This window comes from Lysobacter humi (ex Lee et al. 2017) (assembly GCF_054781815.1).
In genome coordinates this window covers 95,270-119,682 of record NZ_BAAGTR010000004.1, presented here as the reverse complement: position 1 = coordinate 119,682, position 24,413 = coordinate 95,270, and the positions used below count along the sequence as shown (strand labels likewise).

Genomic DNA, 24,413 nt, shown 5'->3' with positions numbered 1-24,413 from the left:
GGCGTGCTCCGTGCCGGATGGAGCGCCGATCCTAGGCCCGCGTGCCGGCCGGGAGGTGATCGCGGCGCGTACGCAGCGTTGCGCGCGCCCGTGCTTGATGCCGCGCACACCGGCGCGGCGCTAGCGTCGAATGGCATCTCGGCGGAGCGACCACGGTGGAACGACGCACGGGCGACGAGGGATCCACGGGCCGCGGCCCGCTGCAGGCGCTCCGCGGCCGGCTGGGCGTGCCCGAGCCGGGCCTGCCGGCGCGGCTGCGCGAGGCGATCGAGCCGCTGCCCGACATCGACGACCCGGCCTTCGCCGAGGCCTTCGACCGCTACGGCGACTGCCGCGTCGTGCTGCTCGGCGAGGCCAGCCACGGCACCTCGGAGTTCTACCGCGCGCGCGCGGCGATCACGCGGCGACTGGTGGAGCGGCACGGCTTCCGCATCGTCGCGGTCGAGGCCGACTGGCCGGACGCCGCGGTGATCGATCGCCACGTGCGCCATCGCCCGCCGAATCCCGATGCGCCACCACCGTTCTCCCGCTTCCCGACGTGGATGTGGCGCAATGCCGAGACCGCCGCGCTCTTTCGCTGGATGCGGCAGTGGAACGCCGGGCGCGCCGAGGCCGAGCGGGTCGCCTTCCATGGCCTCGACCTCTACAGCCTCGCCACCTCGATGCGCGCGGTGATCGACTACCTCGACGAAGCCGACCCGGAAACCGCCGCGATCGCGCGCGAGCGCTATGCCTGCCTGACGCCCTGGGCGAAGGACCCGGCGCATTACGGCCTCGCCGCGCTCACCTACGGCCATGCGCGCTGCGAGGACGCGGTGCTCGCGATGCTGCGCGACATGCTGGAAAGGCGCGTGGAGCTGGCCGCGCGCGACGGCGCCGACTGGTTCGAGGCCGAGCAGAACGCACGGCTCGTCGCGAATGCCGAGAACTACTACCGCGCGATGTACCGCGGGGCGGCCGAATCGTGGAACGTGCGCGACGCGCACATGGCCGAGACGCTCGTGCACGTCCTGAAGGCCCGCGGCGAGACCGCGCGTGCGGTGGTCTGGGCGCACAATTCCCACATCGGCGATGCGCGCTTTACGGACATGGGCCGCGAGCGCGGCGAGTTCAACCTGGGCCAGCTCTGCCGCGAGGAATTCGGGCGCGACGCGGCGCTCATCGGCTTCGGCACGCACGGTGGCACCGTGGCCGCCGCGAGCGACTGGGACGCGCCGATGCGCATCATGACCGTGAAGCCCTCGATGGACGGCTCGGTCGAGCGGCTCTTCCACGATGCCGGCGAGCCGCGCGGCGTCCTGCACCTGCGCGATGCGGAACCTGAGCTGCGCACCGACCTGCTCGCCGATCGCCTGGAACGCTTCATCGGCGTGATCTACCGGCCCGATACGGAGCGCTGGAGCCACTACGCCGAGGTCTCGCTGCCCCGGCAGTTCGATGCCTATGTCTGGTTCGACGAGACGCGCGCGGTCGAGCCGCTCGACGGCCCGCAGCGGCCGGGCATCCCGGAAACGTATCCGTTCGGCGTTTGAGCGCCGCTTGATGCGGCAGTCACCGCATCGGGCCCAGCATCGCGGCATGGACACCGTCGCCGCCGTCCCCGATGCCGCCCTGTGGACGCTTCTGGGCGCGGTCGTGTTCCCCGTCTGGCTCCTCGCCGGCCTGCTCGACTACGCGATCCACGCGCGCCAGCGCATCGAGGCCACCGCGGGCCCGTACGAGTCGATCCTGCACCTGCTGCAGGCGCTCGAGGTCGGCCTGCCGGTGCTGGTGATCCTGTTCCTCGACATCACCGCAAGCACGTTCCTCGTGCTGGTGGCCGCGGTGCTGCTGCATGCCTGGACGTCCTGGCGCGATGCCTGCTACGCCACCGCGGTGCGCGTGGTCGGCCCCGCCGAGCAGAAGGCGCATGCGGTGCTCGACCTGGTGCCCTGGTTCGGCCTCGCGCTCGTCGCGCTGCTGCATCGCGAGGCACTCGCGCCCCTGATCGGCAGCGGCAGCGCCGACTGGGCCCTGCGCCTGCGCGATCCCGGCTTTCCACCGGCGGTGGTGGTCGCGGTGCTCGTCTCGTCGATCGCCTCGGGTGTCGTGCCCGCCCTGTGGGAGCTGCGGCGTGGGCAGCGAGCGCTCGCTGCGCGCACGCCGCCCACAAGCCCGACCTGACGCGAGGCCGCCTCAGTCCTGCAGGGCGACGTGACGCGTCTCCGGCAGGAACAGCGTGCCGATCACGAGCGTCATCAGCGCCACGCCGACCGGATACCAGAGCCCGGCGTAGAGGTCGCCCGTGAGCAGCACGAGCGCGAACGCGGTGGTGGGCAGGAATCCGCCGAACCAGCCGTTGCCAATGTGGTAGGGCAGCGACATCGACGTGTAGCGGATGCGCGTGGGGAACAGCTCGACCAGCCACGCGGCGATGGGGCCGTAGACCATCGTCACGTAGAGCACGAGGACCGTGAGCAGCGCCAGCACCTTGGGCACGTCGATCGCATCGGCGTCCGCCTTCGCGGGATAGCCCGCCGCATCGATCGCCGCGGTCACCTCGGCCGACAGCCGGGCCTGCGCGGCCTTCGCTGCGTCGGGCGCGAGCGCGGCGACGTCGACGCTGTGGATCTCCGTCGCACCGATGCGCAGGCGCGCGAGCGTACCGGCGGGGGCCGCCTGCTCGGTGTAGGGCACGCTGCGCGCATTCAGCAGCCCCTTCACCACATCGCAGGACGTGTCGAAGCGGACGTGGCCCTTGAGTTCGCCCGGCACGAACTGGAACGAGCAATTGGCCGGATCGGCGATCACCACCGCCGGTGCGCGCGCGGCCGCCGCTTCGAGCGCGGGATTGGCGTAGTGCGTGAGCGCCTTGAAGATCGGGAAGTAGGTGAGCGCCGCCAGCAGGCAGCCCGCCATGACGATCGGCTTGCGACCGACCCTGTCCGACAGCCAGCCGAAGAACACGAAGCCACCCGTGGCGAGCGCGAGCGCGGCGGCCACCAGCAGGTTTGCGGTCACCGCGTCGACCTTGAGCGTCTGCGTGAGGAAGAACAGCGCGTAGAACTGGCCCGCGTACCAGACCACGGCCTGCCCCGCGGTGGCGCCGAGCAGCGCGAGCAGCACGATCCGCCCGTTCCGCCAGTTGCCGAAGCTCTCCGTGAGCGGCGCGTTCGAGCCGCGCCCCTCGGCCTTCATCGCCCGGAACACCGGGGATTCCTGCAGCTGCATACGGATCCACACCGAGACCATCAGCAGCACGAACGAGAGCAGGAAGGGGATGCGCCAGCCCCAGGCCTTGAAGTCGTCCTCGCCGAGCCATGTGCGCACGCCGAGGATCACCAGCAGCGAGAGGAACAGGCCGACGGTGGCGGTGGTCTGGATGAAGGACGTGTACAGCCCGCGCCGGCCCGCAGGCGCGTGCTCGGCCACGTACGTCGCCGCGCCGCCGTACTCGCCGCCGAGCGCCAGGCCCTGCAGGCAGCGCAGCAGCACCAGCAGGATCGGCGCGGCGATGCCGATGCTCGCGTAGGTGGGCAGCAGGCCGACCAGGAACGTCGCCGCGCCCATGATCACGATGGTGACGAGGAACGTGTGCTTGCGGCCGATCAGGTCGCCCAGGCGCCCGAACACCAGCGCGCCGAACGGGCGCACCGCGAAGCCCGCGGCGAACGTGAGCAGCGCCATGACGAACGCACTGCCCGCCGGCAGCGCGGAGAAGAAGTGCGTGGCGACGATCGCCGCGAGCGAGCCGTAGAGGTAGAAGTCATACCACTCGAAGACCGTGCCCAGGCTCGAGGCGAGGATCACGCGGCGGTGCTCGCGGGTGAAGCCGCCGGCGGGCGGCACGGCGGCGGGGGCGGTCGCGACGGGCATGGCGTCTCCGGTGGCTGCGGGCACCGCGGGATGCAGCGTGCCGTGGCCTCGCGCCGAGAGTAGCGCCGCCGCCGCCGCATGTCCGCGGCGTGCGCCTGCGGCACACTGTCGCGGTCCGATCCGGGAAGCCGTCATGTCGCACCAGGAGATCCACCCCGTCCCCGCCGACTTCGCCGCACGCGCGCGCACCGATGCGGACGGCGACGCGCGCCAGCGCGACGCCGCCGCGCGCGATCCGGAGGCGTTCTGGGCGCAGGTCGCCACGCGCCTGGACTGGGTGCGCGCGCCGATGCAGGTGCAGGACGTCAGCTTCGCGCGCGAGGACTTCCGGATCCGCTGGTTCGCCGACGGGCAGCTCAATGCGAGCGTGAACTGCCTCGACCGCCACCTCGCCACGCGCGGCGACAAGGTCGCGCTGGTCTGCGAGGCCGACGATCCCGCGCGCGAGCCCGAGCGCATCACCTACCGCGAGCTGCACGTGCGCGTCTGCCGACTGGCGAACGCACTGCGCAACCTCGGCCTGCGCCGCGGTGACCGCGTCACCATCTACCTGCCGATGATCGCGGAGGCGATCGTCGCGATGCTCGCCTGCGCACGCATCGGCGCGGTGCATTCGGTGGTGTTCGGCGGCTTCGCCCCGCAGTCGATCGCCGACCGCATCCGCGACTGCGCAAGCCGCCTCGTCATCACCGCCGACGAGGGCCTGCGCGGCGGCAGGCGCGTGCCGCTGAAGGCGAACGTCGACGCCGCGCTGCGCCTGCCCGGCACCAATTCGGTGGAGACCGTGCTGGTGGTGCGCCACACCGGCGCGGGCATCGACATGCAGATGCCGCGCGATCGCTGGATGCATGCGGTCGTCGACGGCCAGCCCGACACCTGCGCGCCCGAGGTGATGGACGCGGAGGATCCGCTCTTCATCCTCTACACCTCCGGCAGCACCGGGAAGCCCAAGGGCGTGCTGCACACCACCGGCGGGTACCTGGCGTATGCGAGCTGGACGCACGAGCAGGTCTTCGACCTGCGCGAGGACGACGTCTACTGGTGCACCGCGGACGTCGGCTGGATCACCGGGCACAGCTACATCGTCTACGGCCCGCTCGCCAACGGCGCGACCTGCGTGGTGTTCGAGGGCGTGCCGAATTACCCGGACGTCTCGCGCTTCTGGCAGGTGATCGACCGCCACGCGGTGACGATCTTCTACACCGCGCCCACCGCGATCCGTGCGCTCATGCGCGAGGGCGAGGCGCCGGTGAAGCGCACTTCGCGCACGTCGCTGCGCCTGCTCGGCACGGTGGGCGAGCCGATCAATCCCGAGGCCTGGCGCTGGTATTCCGAGGTCGTCGGCGACGGGCGCTGCCCGGTGGTCGACACGTGGTGGCAGACCGAGACCGGCGGCATCCTCATCTCGCCGCTGCCGGGCGCCACCCCGCTCAAGCCCGGCTCGGCGACGAAGCCGCTGCCGGGCATCCGCGCCGCGCTGGTCGATGCGAGCGGCGCGGTGCTCGACGGCGAGGCCGAAGGCAACCTGGTGCTGCTCGACTCCTGGCCCGGGCAGATGCGAACCGTCTACGGCGACCACGCGCGCTTCATCGAGACCTACTTCAGCACGTACCCCGGCATGTACTTCACCGGCGACGGCTGCCGCCGCGATGCGGACGGCGATTACTGGATCACGGGGCGCGTCGACGACGTCATCAACGTCTCCGGCCATCGCATCGGCACGGCGGAAGTCGAGAGCGCGCTCGTCGAGGATCCGCGCGTGGCCGAAGCCGCGGTGGTCGGCTTCGCGCACGACCTCAAGGGCCAGGGCCTGCACGCCTTCGTGACGCTCAAGGCCGGCGTCGACGCGAGCGACGCGCTGCGTGCCGAGCTGGTGCAGGGCGTTCGCACGCGGATCGGGCCGATCGCCACACCCGACCGCATCCAGTGGGCGCCCGGCCTGCCGAAGACGCGCTCGGGCAAGATCATGCGACGCATCCTGCGCAAGATCGCCGACGGGCAGCCCGACCAGCTCGGCGACATCTCCACGCTCGCCGACCCGTCGGTGGTGCAGGCGCTCGTCGACGGCGCGCCGCGCGGCTGAGGCTCAGTCGGCGAGCGCGTCAGCGAAATACGCGATCGCCGCGCTCACCTTCGGCGGCACGTGCCGCGCGTACGGATGCACGGCATGCACGTCGATGCGCGAGCGCACCGCGCCGTCCAGCACGCGCACCAGGCCGCCGCTCTCGATATGCGGCGCGGCGAGGTAATCGGCGAGCAGCGCGAGCCCGCCGCCGCCGAGCGCCACCTGCAACTGCCCGAGCGTGCTGTTCACTGCCGGCCCGGCGCCGATCGGCAGTTCCACGCCCGGGACCGACCACGTGCGTGCATGCTCGTCGTAGCGCAGGCAGGCATGCTCGCGCAGGTCGTCGACGCTGCGCGGCGTACCGGCGCGCGCGAGGTAGGCGGGCGACGCGACGATCGCCCCGGTGATCGTCGCCAGGTGCCGGGCGATCAGGCCCGAATCCGGCAGGCGGCCGATTCGGATCGCGAGGTCCATGCGCGCACCGACCAGGTCGACCACGTCGTCGCTCAGCTGCAACGCCACCTGCAGCTCCGGATGCTTCGCCCCCAGGCCCGGCAGCAACGGCGCGATGCGCGCCACCCCGAAGCTCACCGTCGCGGTCATGCGCAGCAGACCGCGCGGCACGTCGCGCAGGCGCCCGAGGTGCTGCTCGGCGGCGTCGGCCTGCTGCACCACCTCGCGGCAGTAGGCGAGCAGCGCCTCGCCGGCCTCGGTCGGCGCGATCCTGCGCGTGCTGCGTACCAGCAGGCGCGTACCGAGGTGCCGCTCCAGCCGGCCGACGGCCTTGCTCACCGCGCCCTTCGACAGGCCCAGCCGACGTCCCGCCGCGGTGAACCCGCCCGCGTCGAGCACGGCGGAGAAGACGGCCATGTCGCCGAGCCGATCGGTCAGTCGGGTTTCGACATTGGCGCTCATAGGGAAACGAAGAAGCCACAAAGGCCGGGATTATCGTCGGGAACGGCCGGGTGGACACTGCCAGCCCGTCCAAGGAGATTCGCCATGCGCCGCGCCGCCTTCTTCGCCAGCCTCGCCGCCGTACTCGCCGGCACCGCCGTCGCCGGTCCGCATACGCCCGTGCTGCCCCTCCGACCGGCGGCGCCGTGCTGCACCGGGGCGCCGACCCCGGGGCCGGCCGCCACCGACGCTTCCCGCGCCAGCGCGCAGGCGATCGCCACGGACCCCGCGCGATGAGCGCGCAGGTCCTGCGGGCCGCGGCCTACACGGCGTCGCGCGCCTGGGGCTCCACGCGCGTGGCCGCCTTCGCCGGGCTCGAGGCCCGCGTGCACTGGACCGACACCGCGTATCCGTGGCACGTCAACGACGGCGACGAGCTCTTCGTCGTGCTCGATGGCGTGGTCGACATGCACTGGCGGCGCCCCGGCGCTGCCGCGCAGGTCGCCACCCTCGGCGCCGGCGATGTCTGGACCGGTGCCGGTGGCGTGGAGCATCGGGCGATCCCGCGGGGCGAGGCCCGCGTGCTGGTGGTCGAGACGCCGTTCGCCGACACGCTCGTCGACGGCGGCTGATCGCTTGCACCGCGGGGCGGCGCGCGGCCAGCATGCCGCGATGCCCCGTCGCCCGCTGCTCGGCCCGCGCCTGCGCCTGCGTCCAATGGATGCGGACGATCGTGCGCTGTACCGCGCGCTGTACACCGACGCCGACGTGATGGCGGCGATCGCGCCGCCGTTGACGGCCGAGCAGGCCGAGCGCGTCTTCTCGCGCATGCTCGCGCACGACACGCGCGATCGCCCCGGCCATCGGCACTGGATCGTGGAGACGCACGCGGGCGAGCGGCTCGGCATCGCCGCGCTGCTGCGCGACGGCCCGCGCGCGGAACTCGGCGTGATGCTGCTGCCTTCGGCATGGAAGCGGCGCGTGTCGACCGAGGCGTTCGAGCTCCTGCTGCCCCACGCGTTCGGCCCGCTCGGCCTCGAGCTGGTCGACGCGCAGCGTCCTGACGATGCCCACGCGCGGGTGATCGACCGGCTGCTGACGCCCTTCGGCTTCGTCCGCGGCGCGCCGACGCGGCCCGGCGGCGCGCGTTGGCTGCTGCCACGGCCGGTGTTCATCCAGCGGAACCTGCGGCCGGTTGGCATTCAGCCACGCGACAGGTAGGGTGGCCGCGACGTTGCAGGGGAGCGACGGATGACCACCACCGCCGGATCGCAGGGCAGTCTCGCCTGCGTGGGGCTGGGCATGATGCTCGGCGCCCACCTCGGTCCGCGCGCGGCGAGTCGTATCGAGCAGGCCGACGTGGTGTTCGTCCTCGCGGGCGATCCGCTCGTCGAGATGTGGCTGCAGTCGTTGCGCGGCGATGCGCGCAGCCTCCAGCCGTACTACGCCGACGGCAAGCCGCGGCATCGCACGTACCGCGAGATGGTCGAGGCGATGCTCACCGAGGTGCGCGCGGGTCGCCGCGTCTGCGGCGCGTTCTACGGCCACCCGGGCGTGTTCGCGAAGGTGCCGCACGATGCCGTCGCGCAGGCGCGCGTCGAAGGCTTCGAGGCGGTGATGGAGCCCGCCGTCTCCGCGGAAGACTGCCTGTACGCCGACCTCGGCATCGATCCCGGCCGCACCGGCTGCCAGCACTTCGAGGCGAGCCAGCTGCTGTTCCAGCGCCGGCGCATCGATCCCGCCGCCGTGCTCGTGCTCTGGCAGATCGGCGCGGTCGGCGACCGCAGCTATGCGCGCTTCGCGACCGGCGCCGCGCATCGCGCGCTGCTCGTCGAGCGCCTGCGCGAGGACTATCCGGCCGACCACGAGGTCATCGTCTACGAAGCCGCCACCCTGCCCGTCGCCAGCGCGCGCATGGAGCGGTTGCGGCTCGACGCGCTGCCGGGCGCGACGCTGCACATGCACAGCACGCTGGTGATCCCGCCCGCGCATGCCCCCGAGCCCGACGAGGCGATGCTCGCCCGCATCGCCGCGCTCGCCTCCGAACCCGATGGCGTCGCGCCATCGTCCGTCGCTTGACCACCCGCAGCAGGAGCCCACCCATGCACCACGCCGTACGCACCCTCGAAGCGCTCGCACGCGATCCGCAGCTCGACATCGGCACCGCCGCCGCCGAGCTTTCGCCGGCGCTACGCACCGCGCTGCTGCGAGGCGACGCCGCCGAGATCGCGCGCCTGCTCGGGCGCACCGACACGCTGGCCTGCTTCATCATGCCGGCCGAGAACGACGAGCCGGCCGAGCCGGCGCGCGCGCCCGACGAGCCGGGCGAGGGCGACACGCCGGGCGAGGCCGACGCCTGAGCGATCGGGGCGTATGCTCTGGGGTCCGGCGGGATGCCGGGCCCCACGCCCCAGACGGATTCCGGGTCATGAGCCACCGATCGCACGCGCTCACGAAGTGCCTGTTCGCGCTCCTCCTGCTGCTGCCCTGGTCGGGGCGGGCGCCGGCCTCGCGCGTCGAGGACCTGCTCGATCGCGCCGATTCCGTGCGCACCACCGACCCCAAGGCCTTTGCCGACGTGCTCGGCCAGCTCGAGCTGCTGCGACCGGAAGCCACCGCGGCGCAGATGCGCCGCCTGCGCCTGCTCGGCGCCTACCAGAAGGCGCTCGGCGGGCGCTACGACGAGGCGATCTTGGACGCGGTCGCGCTGTTCGAGCAGGCCACGGAGCCGGAGATCCGCTTCCGCGCCGCCCTGCTGGTCGCCAATACCGCTGCGGTCACCCGCGACTTCGTGCTCGGCCTGCGCTATCTCGAGCGCGCGCTCGACCTCCAGGACAGCGTCCGCGACACCGAGACGAAGCACTTCGGCTTCGGCGTCGCGGCGATCCTCTACAACCAGTACGGGCAGTACGAGCTCAGCCGGCACTACGCCGAGCGACTGCTCGCTGCGCGCACGACGGGGCGCACGCGCTGCGTCGCGCATCTCGTGCAGGTCGAGGCGCTGCAGGGCCTCGGCGAGCGCGTCGATCCCACGCGCGCCATCCAGCCGGCGATCGATGTCTGCCTCGCGCAGAAGGAACCGATCGCCAGCAACCTGCTGCGCACGTTCATCGCCCGCGAGTGGGCCGCCGACGGCCGCCTGCGCGATGCGATCGCCCTGCTCGAGCGTCACCTGCCCGAGGCGGAGGCGACGGGCTATGCGCGCCTGATCGCCGAGGTGCGCGGGCTGCTCGCGCAGTACTACCTCGAGCTCGGCGAGGTCATGCAGGCCGAGGTGCATGCGCAGGCCGTGCAGAAGCTCGATGCCAGCGCCCCGAACGGCCTGCCCAAGGTGACCGCGCATCGCGTGCTGTACGAGGCCGCGCTCCAGCGTGGCAACCTCGGCGCGGCGCTGCGGCAGTACCGCATGTACGCCGATGCCGAGAAGGCGCAGCTCGACGAGGTCAAGGCGCGCGAGTACGCCTTCCAGCTCAGCCGCCACGAGATCCGGCAAAAGAATCAATCGATCGAGCTGCTCAGCAACCAGAACCAGCTGCTCCGGCTGCAGCAGGATCTCGCGCAGCGCAGCGCCTGGAACTTCCGCCTCGCCTTCGCGCTGCTGGCGGTGCTGGCCGCCTCGCTGGCCTACTGGGTCTGGCGCGCGCGCAGCACGCACCGCTCGCTGCGCCAGCTCGCCGAGACCGACGGCCTGACCGGCCTGTTCAACCGGCGCCACTACCGCTCGCGCTCGGAAGCGGTACTCGCCGCGGCCTCGACGCGGCAGCGGCCGATCTCCCTGTTGCTGCTCGACCTCGACCACTTCAAGCAGATCAACGACCAGTGCGGGCATTCGGCCGGCGACTGGGTGCTGCGCGAGGTCGCGCGCGTGGGCCGCGTGCAGTGCCGCGACGGCGATCTCTACGGCCGCATCGGCGGCGAGGAATTCGCGGTCACGCTGATCGACTGCGACATCGACGATGCCATGCGCATTGCCGAGGGCTTCCGTCGCGCGGTGGCCTCGATCGATGCGCTCGCCACCGGCTGCCCGCTGCCGATCTCGGCGAGCATCGGCGTGGTGGGCACCTCGCAGTCGGGCTACGACTACGAGTCGCTGATGGCGCATGCCGACGCCGCGATGTACCGCTCGAAGGTCGCCGGCCGCAACCGCGTCACCCTCTACGAGGCGCCGCCGCTGTCGCCCACGCGTGGCACGGTCGCCCTCGAGGGCCGCAATGCCGAGGCGATGCTTCGCGAGTACTGACGGCGGCCGCCTACACGCGGGGCTGACGCCGCACGGGTAGCGTCGAGGGTGTTTCCCAGGCGACCCGACCATGGACGAGAACCGACGCATCGCCGACTACCTCCGGTCGACGGCCGATCTCACCGACTACTTCAAGATGTGCCGGCAGACCGGCAACCTCGCCCTGGTCGAGAGCGCCCTGCGCGACATGCCCGACTGGGCGACCTTCCACGAGGTGCGCAGCGCGCTCGGCGCGGCCGGGCTGCGGCTGGGCGTGGCGCCGCTCACGTCCGACGACAAGCGCTCGACCGCCTTCGTCGAGCGCCGCAAGGGACCGCGGACGCATTGAGGCCGCGCCGAGCGCGCTTCGCCGCGGGCGCGCGACACACCTGAGGGCAGCGGCGCGCTAGGCATGCCGAACCGACGGCTGCGGCGCATGGCAGCACGTCCTGAACCCGGCCGTGCCGGTGAGCACGAGGATCCCGCGCGACGGACATACCACCCCGACCACGGCAACCGGCCGCCCCGAGGCGCACGATCGGCATTGAGACGAGTACCCGGGGCGGTGCCGGCGACGCGCATCGCCCGACGCGCGCAAAGAAAAAGCCCGCCATGCGGCGGGCTTCTCCGGAAGACTCGCAGGCGCCTGGCGGCGCCGCGGATCACTTGATCTTGCCTTCCTTGTACGGCACGTGCTTGCGCACCACCGGATCGTACTTCTTGATTTCCATCTTGCCGGGCGTGTTCTTCTTGTTCTTGTCGGTCGTGTAGAAATGACCGGTGCCGGCGGTGGAGATCAGGCGGATCTTGTCGCGCTTGGAAGCCATCGTCGTCTACTCCTCAGATCTTTTCGCCGCGGGCGCGGAGATCGGCGAGCACGGCGTCGATGCCGTTCTTGTCGATGGTGCGCAGGGCATTCGCGGAAACACGCAGGCGGACCCAGCGGTTCTCGGAGGCGACCCAGAAGCGGCGCTCGTGGAGGTTCGGCTGGAAACGACGACGGGTCTTGTTGTTGGCGTGGGAGACGTTGTTACCCGTCACCGTACGCTTGCCGGTCACCTGGCAGACTTTGGACATACGCACCTCGAAAGGTATTGAGCTTCCCTTGGCCAGGGAGGCGGCGGCCCCGGCGCGACCGGATCTCCGGGCACGACACGCGATTCGGGCAGGACCCGCACGGGGCGGGCGGTCGCTGTGAGCGGAAAACGCGCTTTCCGGTCGACGTCGGTGCACCGGAAGGCCGGGCGGGACGCAGCGAGCCGCGCATTATGGCGGCCGGCCCCTTTGCAGGCAAGCACTTAGCGCATCGCCGCCCCCGGTCCGTGCGCTTCGTCGCGGCCTTCGCCACTGCGGTGGTGGCCGGGGACCGTCGAGGTCGTGTCGCCGGGGCGTAACACAGGGCCTAGCCGCGCCCGCCGAGACCATGCGCCCGCCCGGCCCCGTGGGGGCGCACCGGGCACCGGTGGCGCGGCACCTTCAGCCCACCGCGCACGATGCTTAAACCCGCAGCGTCCCCGCCGCATCGGAATGGAGGTCGACCGCCCGCGGCCGATACCGACCCCGCCGCACCGGCCTTCCGAAACGCCTCCCATGCCGATCACTCCCCGCCGGGCGCGCCTCGCCCTCGCCCTGCTGCCGCTGCTCGCCTTCGCCGCCGCCGCGCAGGAGCCGCCGGCCGCCGCGCCGGCCGCACAGACCTACCTGCCCGACGCCTTCGCACGCTATGCGCCGAAGACCGCGCTCGACATGCTCCGGCAGGTCCCCGGGTTCGTGATCCGCGAGGCCGTGGAGGAGCGCGGCCTCGGCCAGGCCACCGGCAACGTGCTGATCAACGGCCAGCGGATCTCGGGCAAGTCGAACGACGTGATCGGGGAGCTCGGGCGCATTCCCGCGGCGAACGTGCTGCGCATCGAGATCGTCGATGGCGCCACGCTCGACGTGCCGGGGCTGTCGGGGCAGGTGGCGAACGTCGTCGCCAAGGCGACCGGCCTCAGCGGACAGTGGGCCTGGCGCCCCGAGTTCCGCAGCTACTACACCTCGCCGCTTCTGACCCGCGGCGAGGTCTCGGTGAGCGGCGCACGCGGCGGGCTCGACTGGACCGTCGGCCTGTCCAACGGCTCCAGCCGCAGCGGCGCCGGTGGCCCGACGTGGATCTCCAATGCCGACGGCAGCTTCCGTGAGCTGCGCGACGACGTCTGGGCCGGCGAATACGAGGCGCCCCGCCTGAGCGGCCGCCTCACCCACAAGGCCGGCGACGGCGACGTGGGCAATCTCAGCGCGTCCTACCAGACGGTCGACTACGACTACCTGGAGGACGGCCGACGCACCGGCCCCGGCCTGCCCGACCGCCGCCGCGAGGTGATCGTGACCGAGGGCGGGTACAGCCACGAGGTCGGCGGCGACTACGAATTCGGCCTCGGCGGCGGGCGGCTGAAGCTGATCGGCCTGCACCGCGTGCAGCACACGCCGTTCGGGCAGACCGCGATCACGCGCTTCGATGACGGCCTGACCGCCGCGACCGGCAGCCGCTTCGAGCAGGTCTCGGACGAGCGCGAGCGCATCGCCCGCGCCGAGTACCGCTGGAAGGCGCTGGGCGGCGACTGGCAGCTCTCGGGCGAGGGCGCCTTCAACAGCCTCGAGCAGGCCTCCGAGTTCGCCACGCTCGCCGCCGACGGCACGTTCGTGCCGGTCGACCTCGCGAATGCGAACGCGACGGTGAAGGAGGACCGCTTCGAAGCGATGGCGAGCCACGGCCGCGCGCTCACCTCGACCGCGACGCTGCAGGTCGCCGCCGGCGCCGAGCATTCGTGGCTGCGCCAGGCCGGTGCCGGCGGCCTGAGCCGGCGTTTCCTGCGGCCCAAGGGCTCGGCGTCGCTGGCGTGGAAGGCCACGCCCGACCTCGACGTCAACGTGAAGCTGCAGCGCCGCGTCGGCCAGCTCAACTTCGGCGACTTCCTCGCCAGCGTGAACCTCACCGACGATCGCGCGAATGCCGGCAATCCCGAGCTGGTGCCGCAGCAGAGCTGGGAACTGGATGTGGAGGCCACGCGCCGCCTCGGCGCCTGGGGCAGCACCACGCTGCGCCTGTACGCGCACCGCATCGACGACATCGTCGACATCGTGCCGATCGGTGCCGACGGCGAGAGCCCCGGCAACCTCGACCGCGCGACGCGCCACGGCATCGAATGGAAGAGCACGCTGCAGCTCGACCCGCTCGGTTGGCGCGGCGCGAAGCTCGACCTGCGCTACCAGGCGCAGGACACCGACGTGACCGATCCGCTCACCGGCGAGCAGCGGCGCATCTCCAATTCGCTGATCCGCTTGGCGAGCCTCGGCCTGCGCCACGACGTGCCGGGCACCGACTGGGCCTGGGGCACGAACGCGAGCCACGAGTACTACGCGCAGGACTACCGCCTGACCGAGGTCGGCCGCCGCTGGGAAGGCCCGGTGTGGGCGAGCGTGTTCGTCGAGCACAAGAACGTCTTCGGACTGACCGTGCGCGCGACCGCCGGCAACCAGCTCGATGCGATGTCGATGTGGGACCGCACGGTCTATGTCGACCGCCGCGACGGGCCGGTGGACTACTTCGAGAAGCGCGACCGCCGCATCGGGCCGATCTTCTCGTTCTCGGTGTCGGGCAAGTTCTGAGGTCGCCGCGCCGCGCCCGTCAGTGATCGGCGCGGTCGCGCTTCCAGCCGCGGTGGCGGATGTCGAGCCAAAGCGAGTAGACCGCCGTGAATGCCGGGAACAGGTTCTGCACGATGCCGACCGCGTCACGCTTCTGCGAGAACAGGAAGTAGCTGAGCGTCATCAGGCTGCCGGCCACGCTCATGTACCAGAACAGGCGCGGGATCACCGGCTTGCCGGCGCGCTTGCTGGCCACGAACTGGATCAGCCAGCGCCCGCCGAACATGAGCGCGCCGGTGAGCCCGATGAGCTTCCAGGGCGAGGCGTGCAGCCCCGTCCACTCGAGCCAGGCGATCGGCGTGTTCATGACGTCGGGCGACACCTCAGGCTTCCTCGACCGCCGTGCGCCGCGTGCGCGTGATCAGCCAGGCCACGCCGCGCAGGTCGCGGATGCCGACCAGGGCGCGATTGAGGTTGTTGTACTTCGACACGCCCGCGCCGCGCGGGCGATGGTTGACCGGCACGCTCACCGTCTTCCAGCCCGCGCGCTGCATCAGCGCGGGCAGGTAGCGGTGCATGTGGTCGAAGTAGGGCAGCTCGAGGAAGGCGGCGCGCTCGAAGAGCTTGATGCCGCAGCCGGTGTCGGGCGTGTCGTCCCTCAGCATCGACGCGCGGATCGCGTTCGCCCACTTCGACGCCCAGCGCTTGCTCCCGCTGTCCTTCCGCTCCACCCTCCAGCCCGCGAACATGCGCACGTCACCGGGCGCGGCGTCGCGCTGCGCGAGGAGCTTCGGGATGTCGGCCGGGTCGTTCTGGCCGTCGCCGTCGAGCGTGGCGATCCATTCGCCGCGCGCGGCCTTCACGCCATTGCGCGTCGCCGTGCTCTGGCCGGCATTGCTCACGTGCCGCATCACGCGCAGCTCGGGCACCTCCGCCTTCAGCGCGCGCAGCGCGTCGAGCGTGCCGTCGGTGGAGCAGTCGTCCACGTAGACGATCTCGAATGCGGTGACGCCGCGCAGCGCGGCCACGATCTCGTGCACGAGTGGCGCGACATTGCCGGCCTCGTTGTAGACGGGCACGACGACGGACAACGGCAGGAACGCAGGCGTCATGGAACTCTCGTGGAAGCGGGCACCGCGTCCATGCGGCCGGGCGATGTCCCGTTGGAGCGGCATTGTCGCCGATAGTTCCGGTCACGCGGTCGCGGCGCCCGGTCGACGCGGCGAGCAGCGAACGGACGCGGGCGACATGCGCGCCGCGCCGCGGGGCTCAGTCCTCGCGCCGTCCGCGCAGGCGCTCGAGCACGCCGTCGAGCGATTCGAGATCGCTGTAGTGGATCACCAGCCGGCCCTTGTTGCCGCGCCCGTTGAGCACGGCGACCTTGGTGCCCAGCGTCTCGGCGAGCTCGCGCTCCAGCGCGACGATGTCGGCCTGCGGCTTGGCCTTGGCCGGGCGCGCCTTCGCGCTGCCGTGCACCTGGCCGGCCATGAGCTGCTGCACGCGATGCTCGACCTCGCGCACCGACCAGCCCTGCTCGGCGGCCTGCCGCGCGAGTGCGACGGCGGCCTGCGGCTGCAGCGCGAGCAGCGCGCGCGCGTGGCCCATCTCGATCGCGCGCGTCTCCACCAGCACGCGGATCTCCGGCGGCAGCTCGAGCAGGCGCAGCAGGTTCGACACCGCCGCGCGCGAGCGGCCGACGGCTTCGGCGGCCTGCGCATGCGTCAGGTCGAACTCGTCGATCAGGCGCTGCAGCGCCTGCGCCTCTTCCAGCGGATTGAGGTCCTCGCGCTGGATGTTCTCGATCAGCGCCATCGCGACGACGGTGCGGTCGTCGACCTCGCGCACCACCACCGGAATCTCCGGCAGGCCCGCGAGCTTCGAGGCGCGCCAGCGGCGCTCGCCGGCGATGATCTCGAACGTCTTGCCACCGTGGTCGCGGATCTCGCGCACCACGATCGGCTGGATCACGCCCTGCGCGCGGATGCTTTCGGCCAGCTCGTTGAGCTTGGCCTCGTCCCAGTGCCGGCGCGGCTGGTACTTGCCGGCCACCAGCGCGTCGACGGGCAGCTGGCGCAGTGTGTCGCCGGGTTGCGCCTCGACGATCTGCGGCGCCTCGGCCGCGGCCTTCGGGCCGAGCAGCGCCTCCAGCCCGCGGCCGAGGCCGCGCTTCTTCGCCGTGCTCATGCCGCGGCCTCCTTCGCCTGCTTCGCGGCGAGCTGCTCACGCTCGCGCGCGCGGCGCACCACCTCGCCCGCCAGGCCGAGATAGGCGACGCCGCCGCGGCTCGTGCGGTCGTAGCCGACGATCGACTGGCCGTGGCTCGGCGCCTCGGCCAGGCGCACGTTGCGCGGCACGATGGTGCGGAACACGCGATCACCGAAATGGTTGATGAGCTCGGCCGACACCGCATTGGCGAGGTTGTTGCGCACGTCGAACATGGTGCGCAGCACGCCCTCGATCTCGAGGTTCGGATTGAGCCGGCCGCGGATCGCCTCGATGGTATCGACGAGCGCGCTGATGCCCTCGAGCGCGTAGTACTCGCACTGCATCGGCACGATCACCGAGTCCGCCGCGGTCAGCGCATTGAGCGTGAGCAGCGAGAGCGCGGGCGGGCAGTCGATGAGGATGAAGTCGTAGTCGCCACGCAGCGGCGCGAGCACGCGCTTGAGCTGCTGCTCGCGCTCGCCGCGGTCCATCAGCTGGATCTCGGCGGCGGTCAGGTCGATGTTGCCCGGCAGCAGGTCGAAGTCCTCGGCGGTGCGCACGATCGCGCTGCGGGCGTCGGATTCGCCGAGCAGCACTTCGGTGATCGAGCCTTCGATCGCGCGCTTGTCGACGCCTGAGCCCATCGTGGCATTGCCCTGCGGGTCGAGGTCGACGAGCAGCACGCGCCTGGGCGCGCGGGCGAGCCCCGCGGCGAGATTGACGGCGGTAGTGGTCTTGCCGACGCCACCTTTCTGGTTGGCGATGGCGATGATGCGGGCCATTCGGCACGTCCTCGCTGGAACGGGTGGGAGTCGCGCGGTCGGAGCGGCCGCGCCCGGCCGCAGTGCGGGCAGGCGGAGGGCGGGTCCGGACTGCCTAGTATGCCCGTGAAGCCGGACGCGCTCGCACGGCCGGTGCCCGCCGCGCGACGCCCGTCATACTGGCGCGATGGCGACCGACCTGCCCTCCGACCTCCGACCGATGCTCGAGTCCGGCCTGACCGCGCTCGGGCTCGATGCCGCCCACGCGCCGCGCCTGCTCGACTACCTCGCGCTGTTGCTGCGATGGAACGCCGCCTACAACCTGACCGCCATCCGCGACCCGCGCGAGATGGTGACCAAGCACCTGCTCGACTCGCTCGCCATGCATGCCTACGTCGATCCGCTCCATGCTGCAGGCGGCGCGCTGGCCGACCTCGGCACCGGCGCGGGTCTGCCGGGCATCCCGCTGGCGATCGTCAAGCCGGGCCTGCGGGTCACGCTGGTGGAGAGCGCCGGCAAGAAGGCGCGCTTCATGCGCCAGGCCATCCGCGAGCTCGGCCTGCCCGGCGCGCGCGTTGCCGAGTCGCGCATCGAGGCGCTCGACGAGCCGGGCGGCTATGCAGCGATCACCGCGCGCGCGCTCGCCACGATCCCGCTTATCCTCGAGCTCGGCGGGCACCTGCTCAGCAAGGACGGCGTGCTGCTCGCAATGAAGGGCGTGCACCCGGCCGACGAGCTGGCCCAGCTCCCGCCCGGCTGGCGCCTGCACTCGAGCGACCCGCTGGACGTGCCGGGCCTCGGCGCGGAGCGGCATCTGGTGGTGGTCGCGCGGGCCTAGCGCGCCGATCGACATCGGCCTCGGGCGGTCGCGCACCTGCGTCCGCCCCGGACCGGACGGGCCCTCAGCCCGCCGGCGTGCGCCAGGCGATGACGGCGACCGCGCCCGGCACGTCGAGCCCTTCGAGCCGCCAGCCCCCGACCGGTCCCAGTGCCGGGTCAGCCTCGACCAGCACCGGCGTCGTCTCGGCGAAGCCCGCGAAGCGCAGGCGGTCGAGCCCGAAGGCGAGCCCCCGGCCGTGCGCCTTGAGCAAGGCCTCCTTCGCACACCAAAGGCGCAGGAACGCCGCCGAGCGGTCGGCCTCGGCGAGGCCGGCGAGTTCCGCCGCCTCGGCCGGATGGAAGTAGCGCTGCGCGAGCTCGAGGGCCTTCGGGCGGGGGCGCGCGACCTCCACGTCGACGCCGACGTCGACCCCCCGGCCGAGCGCGACCAGCAGGTGCCCGCCGCTGTGGCTCCAGTTGCAGTCGCGGCCCGCGAGCCCGAGGCGCGGCCGGCCGTGCGCGTCGCGTCGCAGCGGGAGATCGGCCGGCGCGGCCCCCAGCCGCGGCGCGAGCCAGGCCCGGGCGAGCGGTTCGGCGGCGGCGCCCGACGGGCGCGGCAGCAGGCCGGCCTCGACCGGGCCGAACGGGAACGGGAGCGCGGATTCCTGCATTGCGGCTGACCGGGCGGGGCCTGCAGCGTAAAGTAGGCGGCAGGGGAGCGGTCCAGGTGTAGCGGCATGTCGGCGGTCATCGCGTCAGGTGGTACGGAAGTCCTGGAGCTGCAGGCGCTGGTCGCAGGCGCGCCCGACCGCGTGGTCGCCTTCGACGGCCCGCGCGCGATCGTCCGCGCCGAGTTCGAGGGCCATGTGCGGGCCATTGCCGCCGCGCTGCCGCCCGCGCGGCATGTGATCAATCTCTGCGAGGACCGTTACCGCTTCATCGTCGCGCTGTGCGCGGCGGCGCTGCGCGGCCAGGTCACGCTGCTTCCGCCCTCGCGTGCACCCGCCGCGATCGACGCCGCGCTCGCCGAGCACCCGGGCGCGGTCTGCATCTCCGATCGCGACCTCGCGCCCGAGCCACCGGGCTACTGGCGGCTGCCCGACGTGCTCCCCACGCTGCACGGCCCGGCGCCGGCGATCCCTGCAGACACCACGCTGGTGGTCGGCTACACCTCCGGCAGCACCGGCCAGCCCAAGCCCAACCCGAAGACGCTCGCCGCCTTCGCCACGAGCACCCGGCAGAACCTCGCCGCCATCGGGGATCTCCTCGACGCCGGCGGCACCACGCCGATCGTCGCCACCGTGCCGCCGCAGCACATGTACGGCATGGAGATGTCGGTGCTGATGCCGCTGCTCGGCGACGTCGCGGTGCACGGCGCGCGCCCGTTCTTCCCGGAGGACGTCGCGCGCGCGCTTGCCGACTGCGCATGCCCGGCGCTGCTCGTCACCACGCCCGTGCACCTGCGCGCGCTCGTGCAGGCGCGCGTGGACGACCCGTCGTTCGAGTTCCCGCCCGTCGCCGGCATCGTCTCGGCCACGGCGCCGCTGCCGCGCGAACTCGCGCAGGCCGCGGAGGACGTGTTCGCCTGCGAGGTACGCGAGCTGTTCGGCTCGACCGAGACCTGCGTGCTCGCGCGCCGACGCACCGCGCACGACGAGGCCTGGACCCCGTTGCCGGGTGTGCGCCTCGTGCCGCAGCCCGACGGCACGCTCGCCGACGCCGCGCACCTCGCCGTGCCGGTCGTGCTCGCCGACCTCGTTGAAGTGCTTGCCGACGGACGGTTCCACCTGCGCGGCCGCAATGCCGACCTGCTCGAGATCGCCGGCAAGCGCGCCTCGCTCGGTGACCTCACGCGTCGACTGCTCGCCGTGCCGGGCGTGGTCGACGGCGTCGTCGTGCAGCTCGAGCCCGATGTGCGCGGCGTGCGCCGCATCGCCGCACTCGCCGTCGCCCCGACGCTCGCGCCCGATGCGATCCTGCGTGCACTGCGCGCGCAGATCGATCCGGTGTTCGTGCCGCGCCGGCTTCGCTGCGTCGCATCATTGCCGCGCAACGACACCGGCAAGCTGCCGCGCGCGCGCGTGCTCGAACTGCTCGACGCATGACGCACCGCCGCGGAAATTGAACGGCGCAGAAACCGCCGCTTGAATTCACGCAGGCACCACGCGTGGACGCATGGCCTGCGCGAAAAACGCGACGCTGCCATCACGGCCGCCTTTCCAGACTGCGCTCGCACCTAATGCTTAGGGTGCCGAACCCACCCTCTGACTGGAAAGGAGACACACCATGAGCTTCATCATTTGGCTGATCGTCGGCGGCATCATCGGCTGGATCGCGAGCATGATCATGAAAACCGACGCTCAGCAGGGCGCGCTCATGAACATCGTGGTCGGCATCGTCGGCGCGTTCCTCGGTGGCTGGCTGGGCGGCATGCTGATGGGCGATGCGGGCAACATCAACAGCGGCGACTTCTCGCTGTCGGGCCTGCTGATGTCGCTGCTGGGCGCCGTCGTCCTGCTCGCGATCGTCAACATGTTCCGTCGTGGCCGCGTGCGCTAATCGCACTGCACCCGACGAAGCGAAAGGCCCGGCATCGCCGGGCCTTTTCTTTTGCACTCAAGGCGCGGCCTGATCGCGTGCGAGTTCCACCCACACCGGCGCATGGTCGCTCGGGCGCTCCCAGCCGCGCGGCTCGCGGTCGACGCCGGCCGAGACACATTCGCTGCGCAGGGCCTCGGAGACGAGCGTGAGGTCGATGCGCAGCCCGAGGTTGCGGCGCAGTGCGAACTGGCGGTAGTCCCACCAGCTGAAGTCGCGACCCTCCGGCGACAGCGCGCGATACGCATCGTGCAGCCCGAGCGCCTCGAGCCGCCGCAATGCGGCCCGCTCGGCGGTGGACGTCAGGATGTGATCGTCGTTCCACTGCGCGGGATCGTGCACGTCGCGATCGTCGGGTGCGATGTTGAAGTCGCCCAGCAGCACCAGCTTCGGGTACCGCGCGAGCTCCTGCTCGAGCCAGCCGTGCAGCGCGTCGAGCCAGCGCAGCTTGTAGTCGTATTTCTCGCTGCCGACCGACTGCCCGTTCACCACGTAGACGTCGACGATGCGCACGCCGCCGACGGTGGCCGCGAGCACGCGGCGCTGCACGTCGTCGAAGCCGGGGATGCCGGCCTGCACGTCCTGCAGGCCACCGGCGGCCGGGCCGTCCATGCGCGCGAGGATCGCCACGCCGTTGTAGGCCTTCTGCCCGGAAAACACGCTGCGGTAGCCCACGGTGGCGAGCTCGCCGTCGGGAAAGCGTGCGTCCTCGAGCTTGGTCTCCTGCAGCGCGACCACATCCGGGCGCGCCTTCGCGAGCCAGGCCTCGAGGTGCGGCAGGCGCACGTTGAGCGAATTGACGTTCCAGCTGTAGATCTTCATCACGCCAGTCTAGCCGCACCGCGCGCTCGGGCTGGCATGATCGCGAGCCGTCTCCCGCCCGATGCCCCATGGACCCGATCGACCTGCGCAGCGATACCGTCACCCGGCCCACCGAGGCCATGCGCGCCGCGATGCTGCGCGCGCCGGTCGGCGATGACGTCTACGGCGAAGACCCCACGGTCAACGCGCTGCAGGCGCGCATGGCGGAGGAGCTCGGCTTCGAGGCCGGCCTGTTCACGCCGAGCGGCACGCAGGCCAACCTCGTCGCTCTGCTCGCGCACTGCGAGCGCGGCGACGAATACATCGTCGGCATGGATGCGCACACCTACAAGTACGAGGGTGGTGGCGCGGCGGTGCTGGGCTCTATTCAACCGCAGCCGATCCCCCATGCACCGGATGGCACGCTGCCGCTCGATGCCGTGGAGCGCGCGATCAAGCCGGTCGATCCGCACTTCGCGCGCACGCGCCTGCTCGCCCTGGAGAACACGTGGCACGGGCGCGTGCTGCCGCTCGATTACCTGGCCGCGGCGCGTACGCTCTGCGATCGTCGCGCGCTGGCGCTGCACCTCGACGGCGCGCGTGCCTACAACGCGGCGGTTGCGCTGGGCGTGCCGATCCGCGAGGTCGCGAAACATTTCGACAGCGTCTCGATCTGTCTGTCGAAGGGCCTCGGTGCACCGGTGGGTTCGGTGCTCGTCGGCACGCGCGAGCTGATCGCGCGGGCGACGCGCTGGCGCAAGGTCTGCGGCGGCGGCATGCGACAGGCGGGCGTTCTCGCCGCGGGTGCGCTGCATGCGCTCGACCACCACGTCGCGCGCCTCGCCGACGACCATGCGCGCGCCGCACGGCTCGCCGAAGGCCTGCGCGCGGCGGGCTTCCCGGTGTCCGCGCAGCACACCAACATGGCCTTCGTCGACATCCCCGTCGACAGGCAGCTCGCGCTCAAGGCGCACCTGTTCGGCGCGGGCATCCTCATCTCGACGGGCTACCTGCCGCAGGTGCGGCTGGTCATGCACCTCGACGTGGACGATGCGGCCGTCGACCGCACCCTCGCGGCGTTCGAGCGCTTCGCCGCCTAGCGCGCCAGCCGACGGATCGCGCGGTCGACCCAGCCGCGGTACGGCGGTCGCAGCCAGTCGGTGGCCGCCAGGCGGTTCTGTTCGAAGACGGGCAGCAGCTTGCTGAAGGTGTCGAAGCCCGCGCGACCGTGGATCGCGCCCATGCCGCTCGGGCCGATGCCGCCGAAGGGCAGCCCCTGCGCGCCGAAGTGCATCAGCGTGTCGTTCACGGTGACCCCGCCGGCGAGCGTGCCGTCGACGATGCGCGTGACGGCGTCGCGCGAATGGCTGAAGGGATACAGCGCGAGCGGACGCTCCAGCGCATCGATGCGCGCGACCGCGTCGTCCACGCGGTCATAGCCGAGCACCGGCAGGATCGGTCCGAAGATCTCCTCGCGCATGAGGCGGAGCGTTGCCGGCGGTTCGACCACGAGTACCGGCGGCAGCAGGCGCGTCGCCGGGTCGCCGTCGCCGAAGGGCATGATCACCTCGCAGCCCGCATCCCGCGCTTCCTCGATGTAGCCACGAAGGCGCGCGTACTGCGCTTCGTTGATGATCCGGGTGTAATCGGTGGATGCCGCGATGTCGCCGTAGCGCGTCGCGAGTTCGTCGCGCAGGGCCAAAACGAAAGCGGGCAGGCGGGCGCGGTCGACCAGCGCGTAGTCCACGCCGATGCAGGTCTGGCCGGCGTTGAACCACTTGCCGGTCGCGATGCGGCGCGCGGCGACGTCGATCGGGAAGTCCGGGCAGACCACCGCAGGCGCCTTGCCGCCGAGCTCGAGCGTGACCGGTGTGAGGTTTGGCGCGGCCGCGGCCATCACCTTGCGGCCGACCGCGGTGGAGCCGGTGAACAGCAGGTGGTCGAAGGGGAGGGCGGCGAATCTGGCGCCCACGTCGGTGCCGCCGAGCGCGACGGCGACGCGGTCGTCCGGAAACACGTCGGCGAGCAGCGCGCGCAGCCATTCGCTCGTGCGCGGCGTGTGCTCGCTCGGCTTCAGGTACACGTGGTTGCCCGCCGCGATCGCGCTCACCAGCGGCACCAGCGCGAGGTTCACCGGATAGTTCCACGGCGCGATGATGCCGACCACGCCGATCGGCATCGGCTGCACCCGTGCGCGCGCCGGCCACAGGCGCCAGCCCACCGATGCGCGCCGCGGTCGCGACCAGGCGCGCAGGTGGCGCAGCGTGTGGTCGATCTCGGCGAGCACCACCATCGACTCGGCGACCAGGCTCTCGTGGCTCGAGCGATGGCCGAAGTCTCCGCGGATCGCCGCGTCCATCGCCGCCTGCCCGGCCACGAAGGCCGCGCGCAGGCGGCGCAGGTCGTCGCGGCGCTGGTCGAGGTCGGGGCGACGGCGGCGCCAGGCGTCGAGCAGGCGGGCATGCGTGGGGGCGAGGTCGGCGGTCGGATCGCTCATCGGGGCAGTCTAGGCGCTGCCGTCGGCATCGAGCGCGCAGGCGGGAATGCGCGCGAGCGCGCCTACAATGCA

General features: G+C 71.9%; 26 protein-coding genes. 15 read left to right on the top strand and 11 right to left on the bottom strand.

Annotation, left to right across the window (positions count from 1 at the left end; all coding sequences use genetic code 11):
* The first annotated feature begins 155 nt into the window (after nucleotides 1-155).
* Both ACYVJJ_RS03445 and ACYVJJ_RS03440 read left to right on the top strand, forming a co-directional pair.
* The gene (locus ACYVJJ_RS03445) at nucleotides 156-1,532 is read left to right on the top strand and encodes an erythromycin esterase family protein (protein WP_460831124.1); all 1,377 of its coding nucleotides are present in this window, start codon (nucleotides 156-158) and stop codon (nucleotides 1,530-1,532) included.
* 46 nt (nucleotides 1,533-1,578) lie between these two features.
* Nucleotides 1,579-2,163, top strand: coding sequence for a hypothetical protein (locus ACYVJJ_RS03440; RefSeq protein ID WP_460831123.1), 585 nt, complete (start codon nucleotides 1,579-1,581; stop codon nucleotides 2,161-2,163).
* Between the two features lie 12 nt (nucleotides 2,164-2,175).
* Here the strand turns inward: ACYVJJ_RS03440 and ACYVJJ_RS03435 are convergent, their stop codons facing one another.
* Entirely contained in the window at nucleotides 2,176-3,855 is a 1,680-nt protein-coding gene (locus ACYVJJ_RS03435) for an MFS transporter (protein WP_460831121.1), read from the bottom strand.
* Nucleotides 3,856-3,988: 133 nt separating this feature from the next.
* Between ACYVJJ_RS03435 and acs the strand changes: the two genes are divergently transcribed.
* Entirely contained in the window at nucleotides 3,989-5,938 is a 1,950-nt protein-coding gene (gene acs / locus ACYVJJ_RS03430) for an acetate--CoA ligase (RefSeq protein WP_460831120.1), read from the top strand.
* Nucleotides 5,939-5,941: 3 nt separating this feature from the next.
* On the opposite strand, the gene ACYVJJ_RS03425 is transcribed toward acs, so the two are convergent.
* Nucleotides 5,942-6,835, bottom strand: coding sequence for a LysR family transcriptional regulator (locus ACYVJJ_RS03425; RefSeq protein ID WP_460831118.1), 894 nt, complete (start codon nucleotides 6,833-6,835; stop codon nucleotides 5,942-5,944).
* A gap of 84 nt (nucleotides 6,836-6,919) precedes the next feature.
* On the opposite strand from ACYVJJ_RS03425, the gene ACYVJJ_RS03420 reads away from it, so the two are divergent.
* The 7 genes from ACYVJJ_RS03420 (at nucleotide 6,920) to ACYVJJ_RS03390 (ending at nucleotide 11,382) form a co-directional block, all read left to right on the top strand.
* Nucleotides 6,920-7,111, top strand: a complete 192-nt coding sequence (locus ACYVJJ_RS03420) for a hypothetical protein (RefSeq protein ID WP_460831117.1) — start codon at nucleotides 6,920-6,922, stop codon at nucleotides 7,109-7,111.
* Nucleotides 7,108-7,446 (top strand): cupin domain-containing protein, encoded by a 339-nt coding sequence (locus tag ACYVJJ_RS03415; RefSeq protein WP_460831116.1) that lies wholly within the window; start codon nucleotides 7,108-7,110, stop codon nucleotides 7,444-7,446. Before ACYVJJ_RS03420 ends, ACYVJJ_RS03415 begins: the two co-directional genes overlap by 4 nt.
* A 40-nt stretch (nucleotides 7,447-7,486) precedes the next feature.
* Entirely contained in the window at nucleotides 7,487-8,035 is a 549-nt protein-coding gene (locus tag ACYVJJ_RS03410) for a GNAT family N-acetyltransferase (RefSeq protein ID WP_460831114.1), read from the top strand.
* 30 nt (nucleotides 8,036-8,065) lie between these two features.
* Nucleotides 8,066-8,893 carry an SAM-dependent methyltransferase gene (locus ACYVJJ_RS03405; RefSeq protein WP_460831112.1) on the top strand — a complete coding sequence of 276 codons (828 nt, stop codon included), beginning with the start codon at nucleotides 8,066-8,068 and terminating at the stop codon, nucleotides 8,891-8,893.
* Between the two features lie 23 nt (nucleotides 8,894-8,916).
* Nucleotides 8,917-9,174: a hypothetical protein gene (locus ACYVJJ_RS03400; protein WP_460831111.1), complete on the top strand. Its 258-nt coding sequence runs from the start codon at nucleotides 8,917-8,919 to the stop codon at nucleotides 9,172-9,174.
* A gap of 68 nt (nucleotides 9,175-9,242) precedes the next feature.
* The gene (locus ACYVJJ_RS03395; RefSeq protein WP_460831110.1) at nucleotides 9,243-11,054 is read left to right on the top strand and encodes a sensor domain-containing diguanylate cyclase; all 1,812 of its coding nucleotides are present in this window, start codon (nucleotides 9,243-9,245) and stop codon (nucleotides 11,052-11,054) included.
* Between the two features lie 70 nt (nucleotides 11,055-11,124).
* Nucleotides 11,125-11,382, top strand: coding sequence for a hypothetical protein (locus tag ACYVJJ_RS03390; RefSeq protein ID WP_460831108.1), 258 nt, complete (start codon nucleotides 11,125-11,127; stop codon nucleotides 11,380-11,382).
* 313 nt (nucleotides 11,383-11,695) lie between these two features.
* Here ACYVJJ_RS03390 and rpmG read toward each other — a convergent pair whose 3' ends face one another.
* Nucleotides 11,696-11,860: a 50S ribosomal protein L33 gene (rpmG, locus tag ACYVJJ_RS03385; RefSeq protein ID WP_123088055.1), complete on the bottom strand. Its 165-nt coding sequence runs from the start codon at nucleotides 11,858-11,860 to the stop codon at nucleotides 11,696-11,698.
* A 13-nt stretch (nucleotides 11,861-11,873) separates the two neighbouring features.
* Nucleotides 11,874-12,110, bottom strand: a complete 237-nt coding sequence (gene rpmB, locus ACYVJJ_RS03380) for a 50S ribosomal protein L28 (protein ID WP_115647574.1) — start codon at nucleotides 12,108-12,110, stop codon at nucleotides 11,874-11,876.
* Between the two features lie 513 nt (nucleotides 12,111-12,623).
* Here rpmB and ACYVJJ_RS03375 point away from each other — a divergent pair.
* The gene (locus ACYVJJ_RS03375) at nucleotides 12,624-14,681 is read left to right on the top strand and encodes a TonB-dependent receptor plug domain-containing protein (RefSeq protein ID WP_460831106.1); all 2,058 of its coding nucleotides are present in this window, start codon (nucleotides 12,624-12,626) and stop codon (nucleotides 14,679-14,681) included.
* A 19-nt stretch (nucleotides 14,682-14,700) separates the two neighbouring features.
* Here ACYVJJ_RS03375 and ACYVJJ_RS03370 read toward each other — a convergent pair whose 3' ends face one another.
* The 4 genes from ACYVJJ_RS03370 to ACYVJJ_RS03355 form a co-directional block, all read right to left on the bottom strand.
* Entirely contained in the window at nucleotides 14,701-15,027 is a 327-nt protein-coding gene (locus tag ACYVJJ_RS03370) for a lipid-A-disaccharide synthase N-terminal domain-containing protein (RefSeq protein ID WP_460831211.1), read from the bottom strand.
* Nucleotides 15,028-15,043: 16 nt separating this feature from the next.
* Nucleotides 15,044-15,772, bottom strand: coding sequence for a glycosyltransferase family 2 protein (locus tag ACYVJJ_RS03365; RefSeq protein WP_460831104.1), 729 nt, complete (start codon nucleotides 15,770-15,772; stop codon nucleotides 15,044-15,046).
* Between the two features lie 157 nt (nucleotides 15,773-15,929).
* A complete protein-coding gene (locus ACYVJJ_RS03360; RefSeq protein ID WP_460831103.1) occupies nucleotides 15,930-16,844 on the bottom strand; it encodes a ParB/RepB/Spo0J family partition protein in 915 nt (304 codons plus the stop codon).
* Complete coding sequence (locus ACYVJJ_RS03355) at nucleotides 16,841-17,647, bottom strand: ParA family protein (protein WP_460831101.1); 807 nt, start codon at nucleotides 17,645-17,647, stop codon at nucleotides 16,841-16,843. Before ACYVJJ_RS03355 ends, ACYVJJ_RS03360 begins: the two co-directional genes overlap by 4 nt.
* Before the next feature lie 166 nt (nucleotides 17,648-17,813).
* Here ACYVJJ_RS03355 and rsmG point away from each other — a divergent pair, with 166 nt between their 5' ends.
* Nucleotides 17,814-18,464: a 16S rRNA (guanine(527)-N(7))-methyltransferase RsmG gene (gene rsmG / locus ACYVJJ_RS03350; RefSeq protein WP_460831099.1), complete on the top strand. Its 651-nt coding sequence runs from the start codon at nucleotides 17,814-17,816 to the stop codon at nucleotides 18,462-18,464.
* A gap of 64 nt (nucleotides 18,465-18,528) precedes the next feature.
* On the opposite strand, the gene ACYVJJ_RS03345 is transcribed toward rsmG, so the two are convergent.
* Nucleotides 18,529-19,116, bottom strand: a complete 588-nt coding sequence (locus ACYVJJ_RS03345; protein WP_460831098.1) for a 4'-phosphopantetheinyl transferase family protein — start codon at nucleotides 19,114-19,116, stop codon at nucleotides 18,529-18,531.
* Nucleotides 19,117-19,182: 66 nt separating this feature from the next.
* Here ACYVJJ_RS03345 and ACYVJJ_RS03340 point away from each other — a divergent pair, with 66 nt between their 5' ends.
* On the top strand, nucleotides 19,183-20,550 hold the full coding sequence (locus tag ACYVJJ_RS03340; protein ID WP_460831096.1) for an AMP-binding protein: 1,368 nt from the start codon (nucleotides 19,183-19,185) through the stop codon (nucleotides 20,548-20,550).
* Between the two features lie 181 nt (nucleotides 20,551-20,731).
* Nucleotides 20,732-21,004 carry a GlsB/YeaQ/YmgE family stress response membrane protein gene (locus ACYVJJ_RS03335; RefSeq protein ID WP_460831095.1) on the top strand — a complete coding sequence of 91 codons (273 nt, stop codon included), beginning with the start codon at nucleotides 20,732-20,734 and terminating at the stop codon, nucleotides 21,002-21,004.
* 57 nt (nucleotides 21,005-21,061) lie between these two features.
* Here the strand turns inward: ACYVJJ_RS03335 and xth are convergent, their stop codons facing one another.
* Complete coding sequence (xth, locus tag ACYVJJ_RS03330; RefSeq protein WP_460831094.1) at nucleotides 21,062-21,865, bottom strand: exodeoxyribonuclease III; 804 nt, start codon at nucleotides 21,863-21,865, stop codon at nucleotides 21,062-21,064.
* Between the two features lie 68 nt (nucleotides 21,866-21,933).
* On the opposite strand from xth, the gene ltaE reads away from it, so the two are divergent.
* Entirely contained in the window at nucleotides 21,934-22,944 is a 1,011-nt protein-coding gene (ltaE, locus tag ACYVJJ_RS03325; RefSeq protein ID WP_460831092.1) for a low-specificity L-threonine aldolase, read from the top strand.
* Here the strand turns inward: ltaE and ACYVJJ_RS03320 are convergent.
* Nucleotides 22,941-24,341, bottom strand: a complete 1,401-nt coding sequence (locus ACYVJJ_RS03320) for a coniferyl aldehyde dehydrogenase (RefSeq protein ID WP_460831091.1) — start codon at nucleotides 24,339-24,341, stop codon at nucleotides 22,941-22,943. The two genes, ltaE and ACYVJJ_RS03320, sit on opposite strands and share 4 nt — an antisense overlap.
* Between the last annotated feature and the right edge of the window lie 72 nt (nucleotides 24,342-24,413).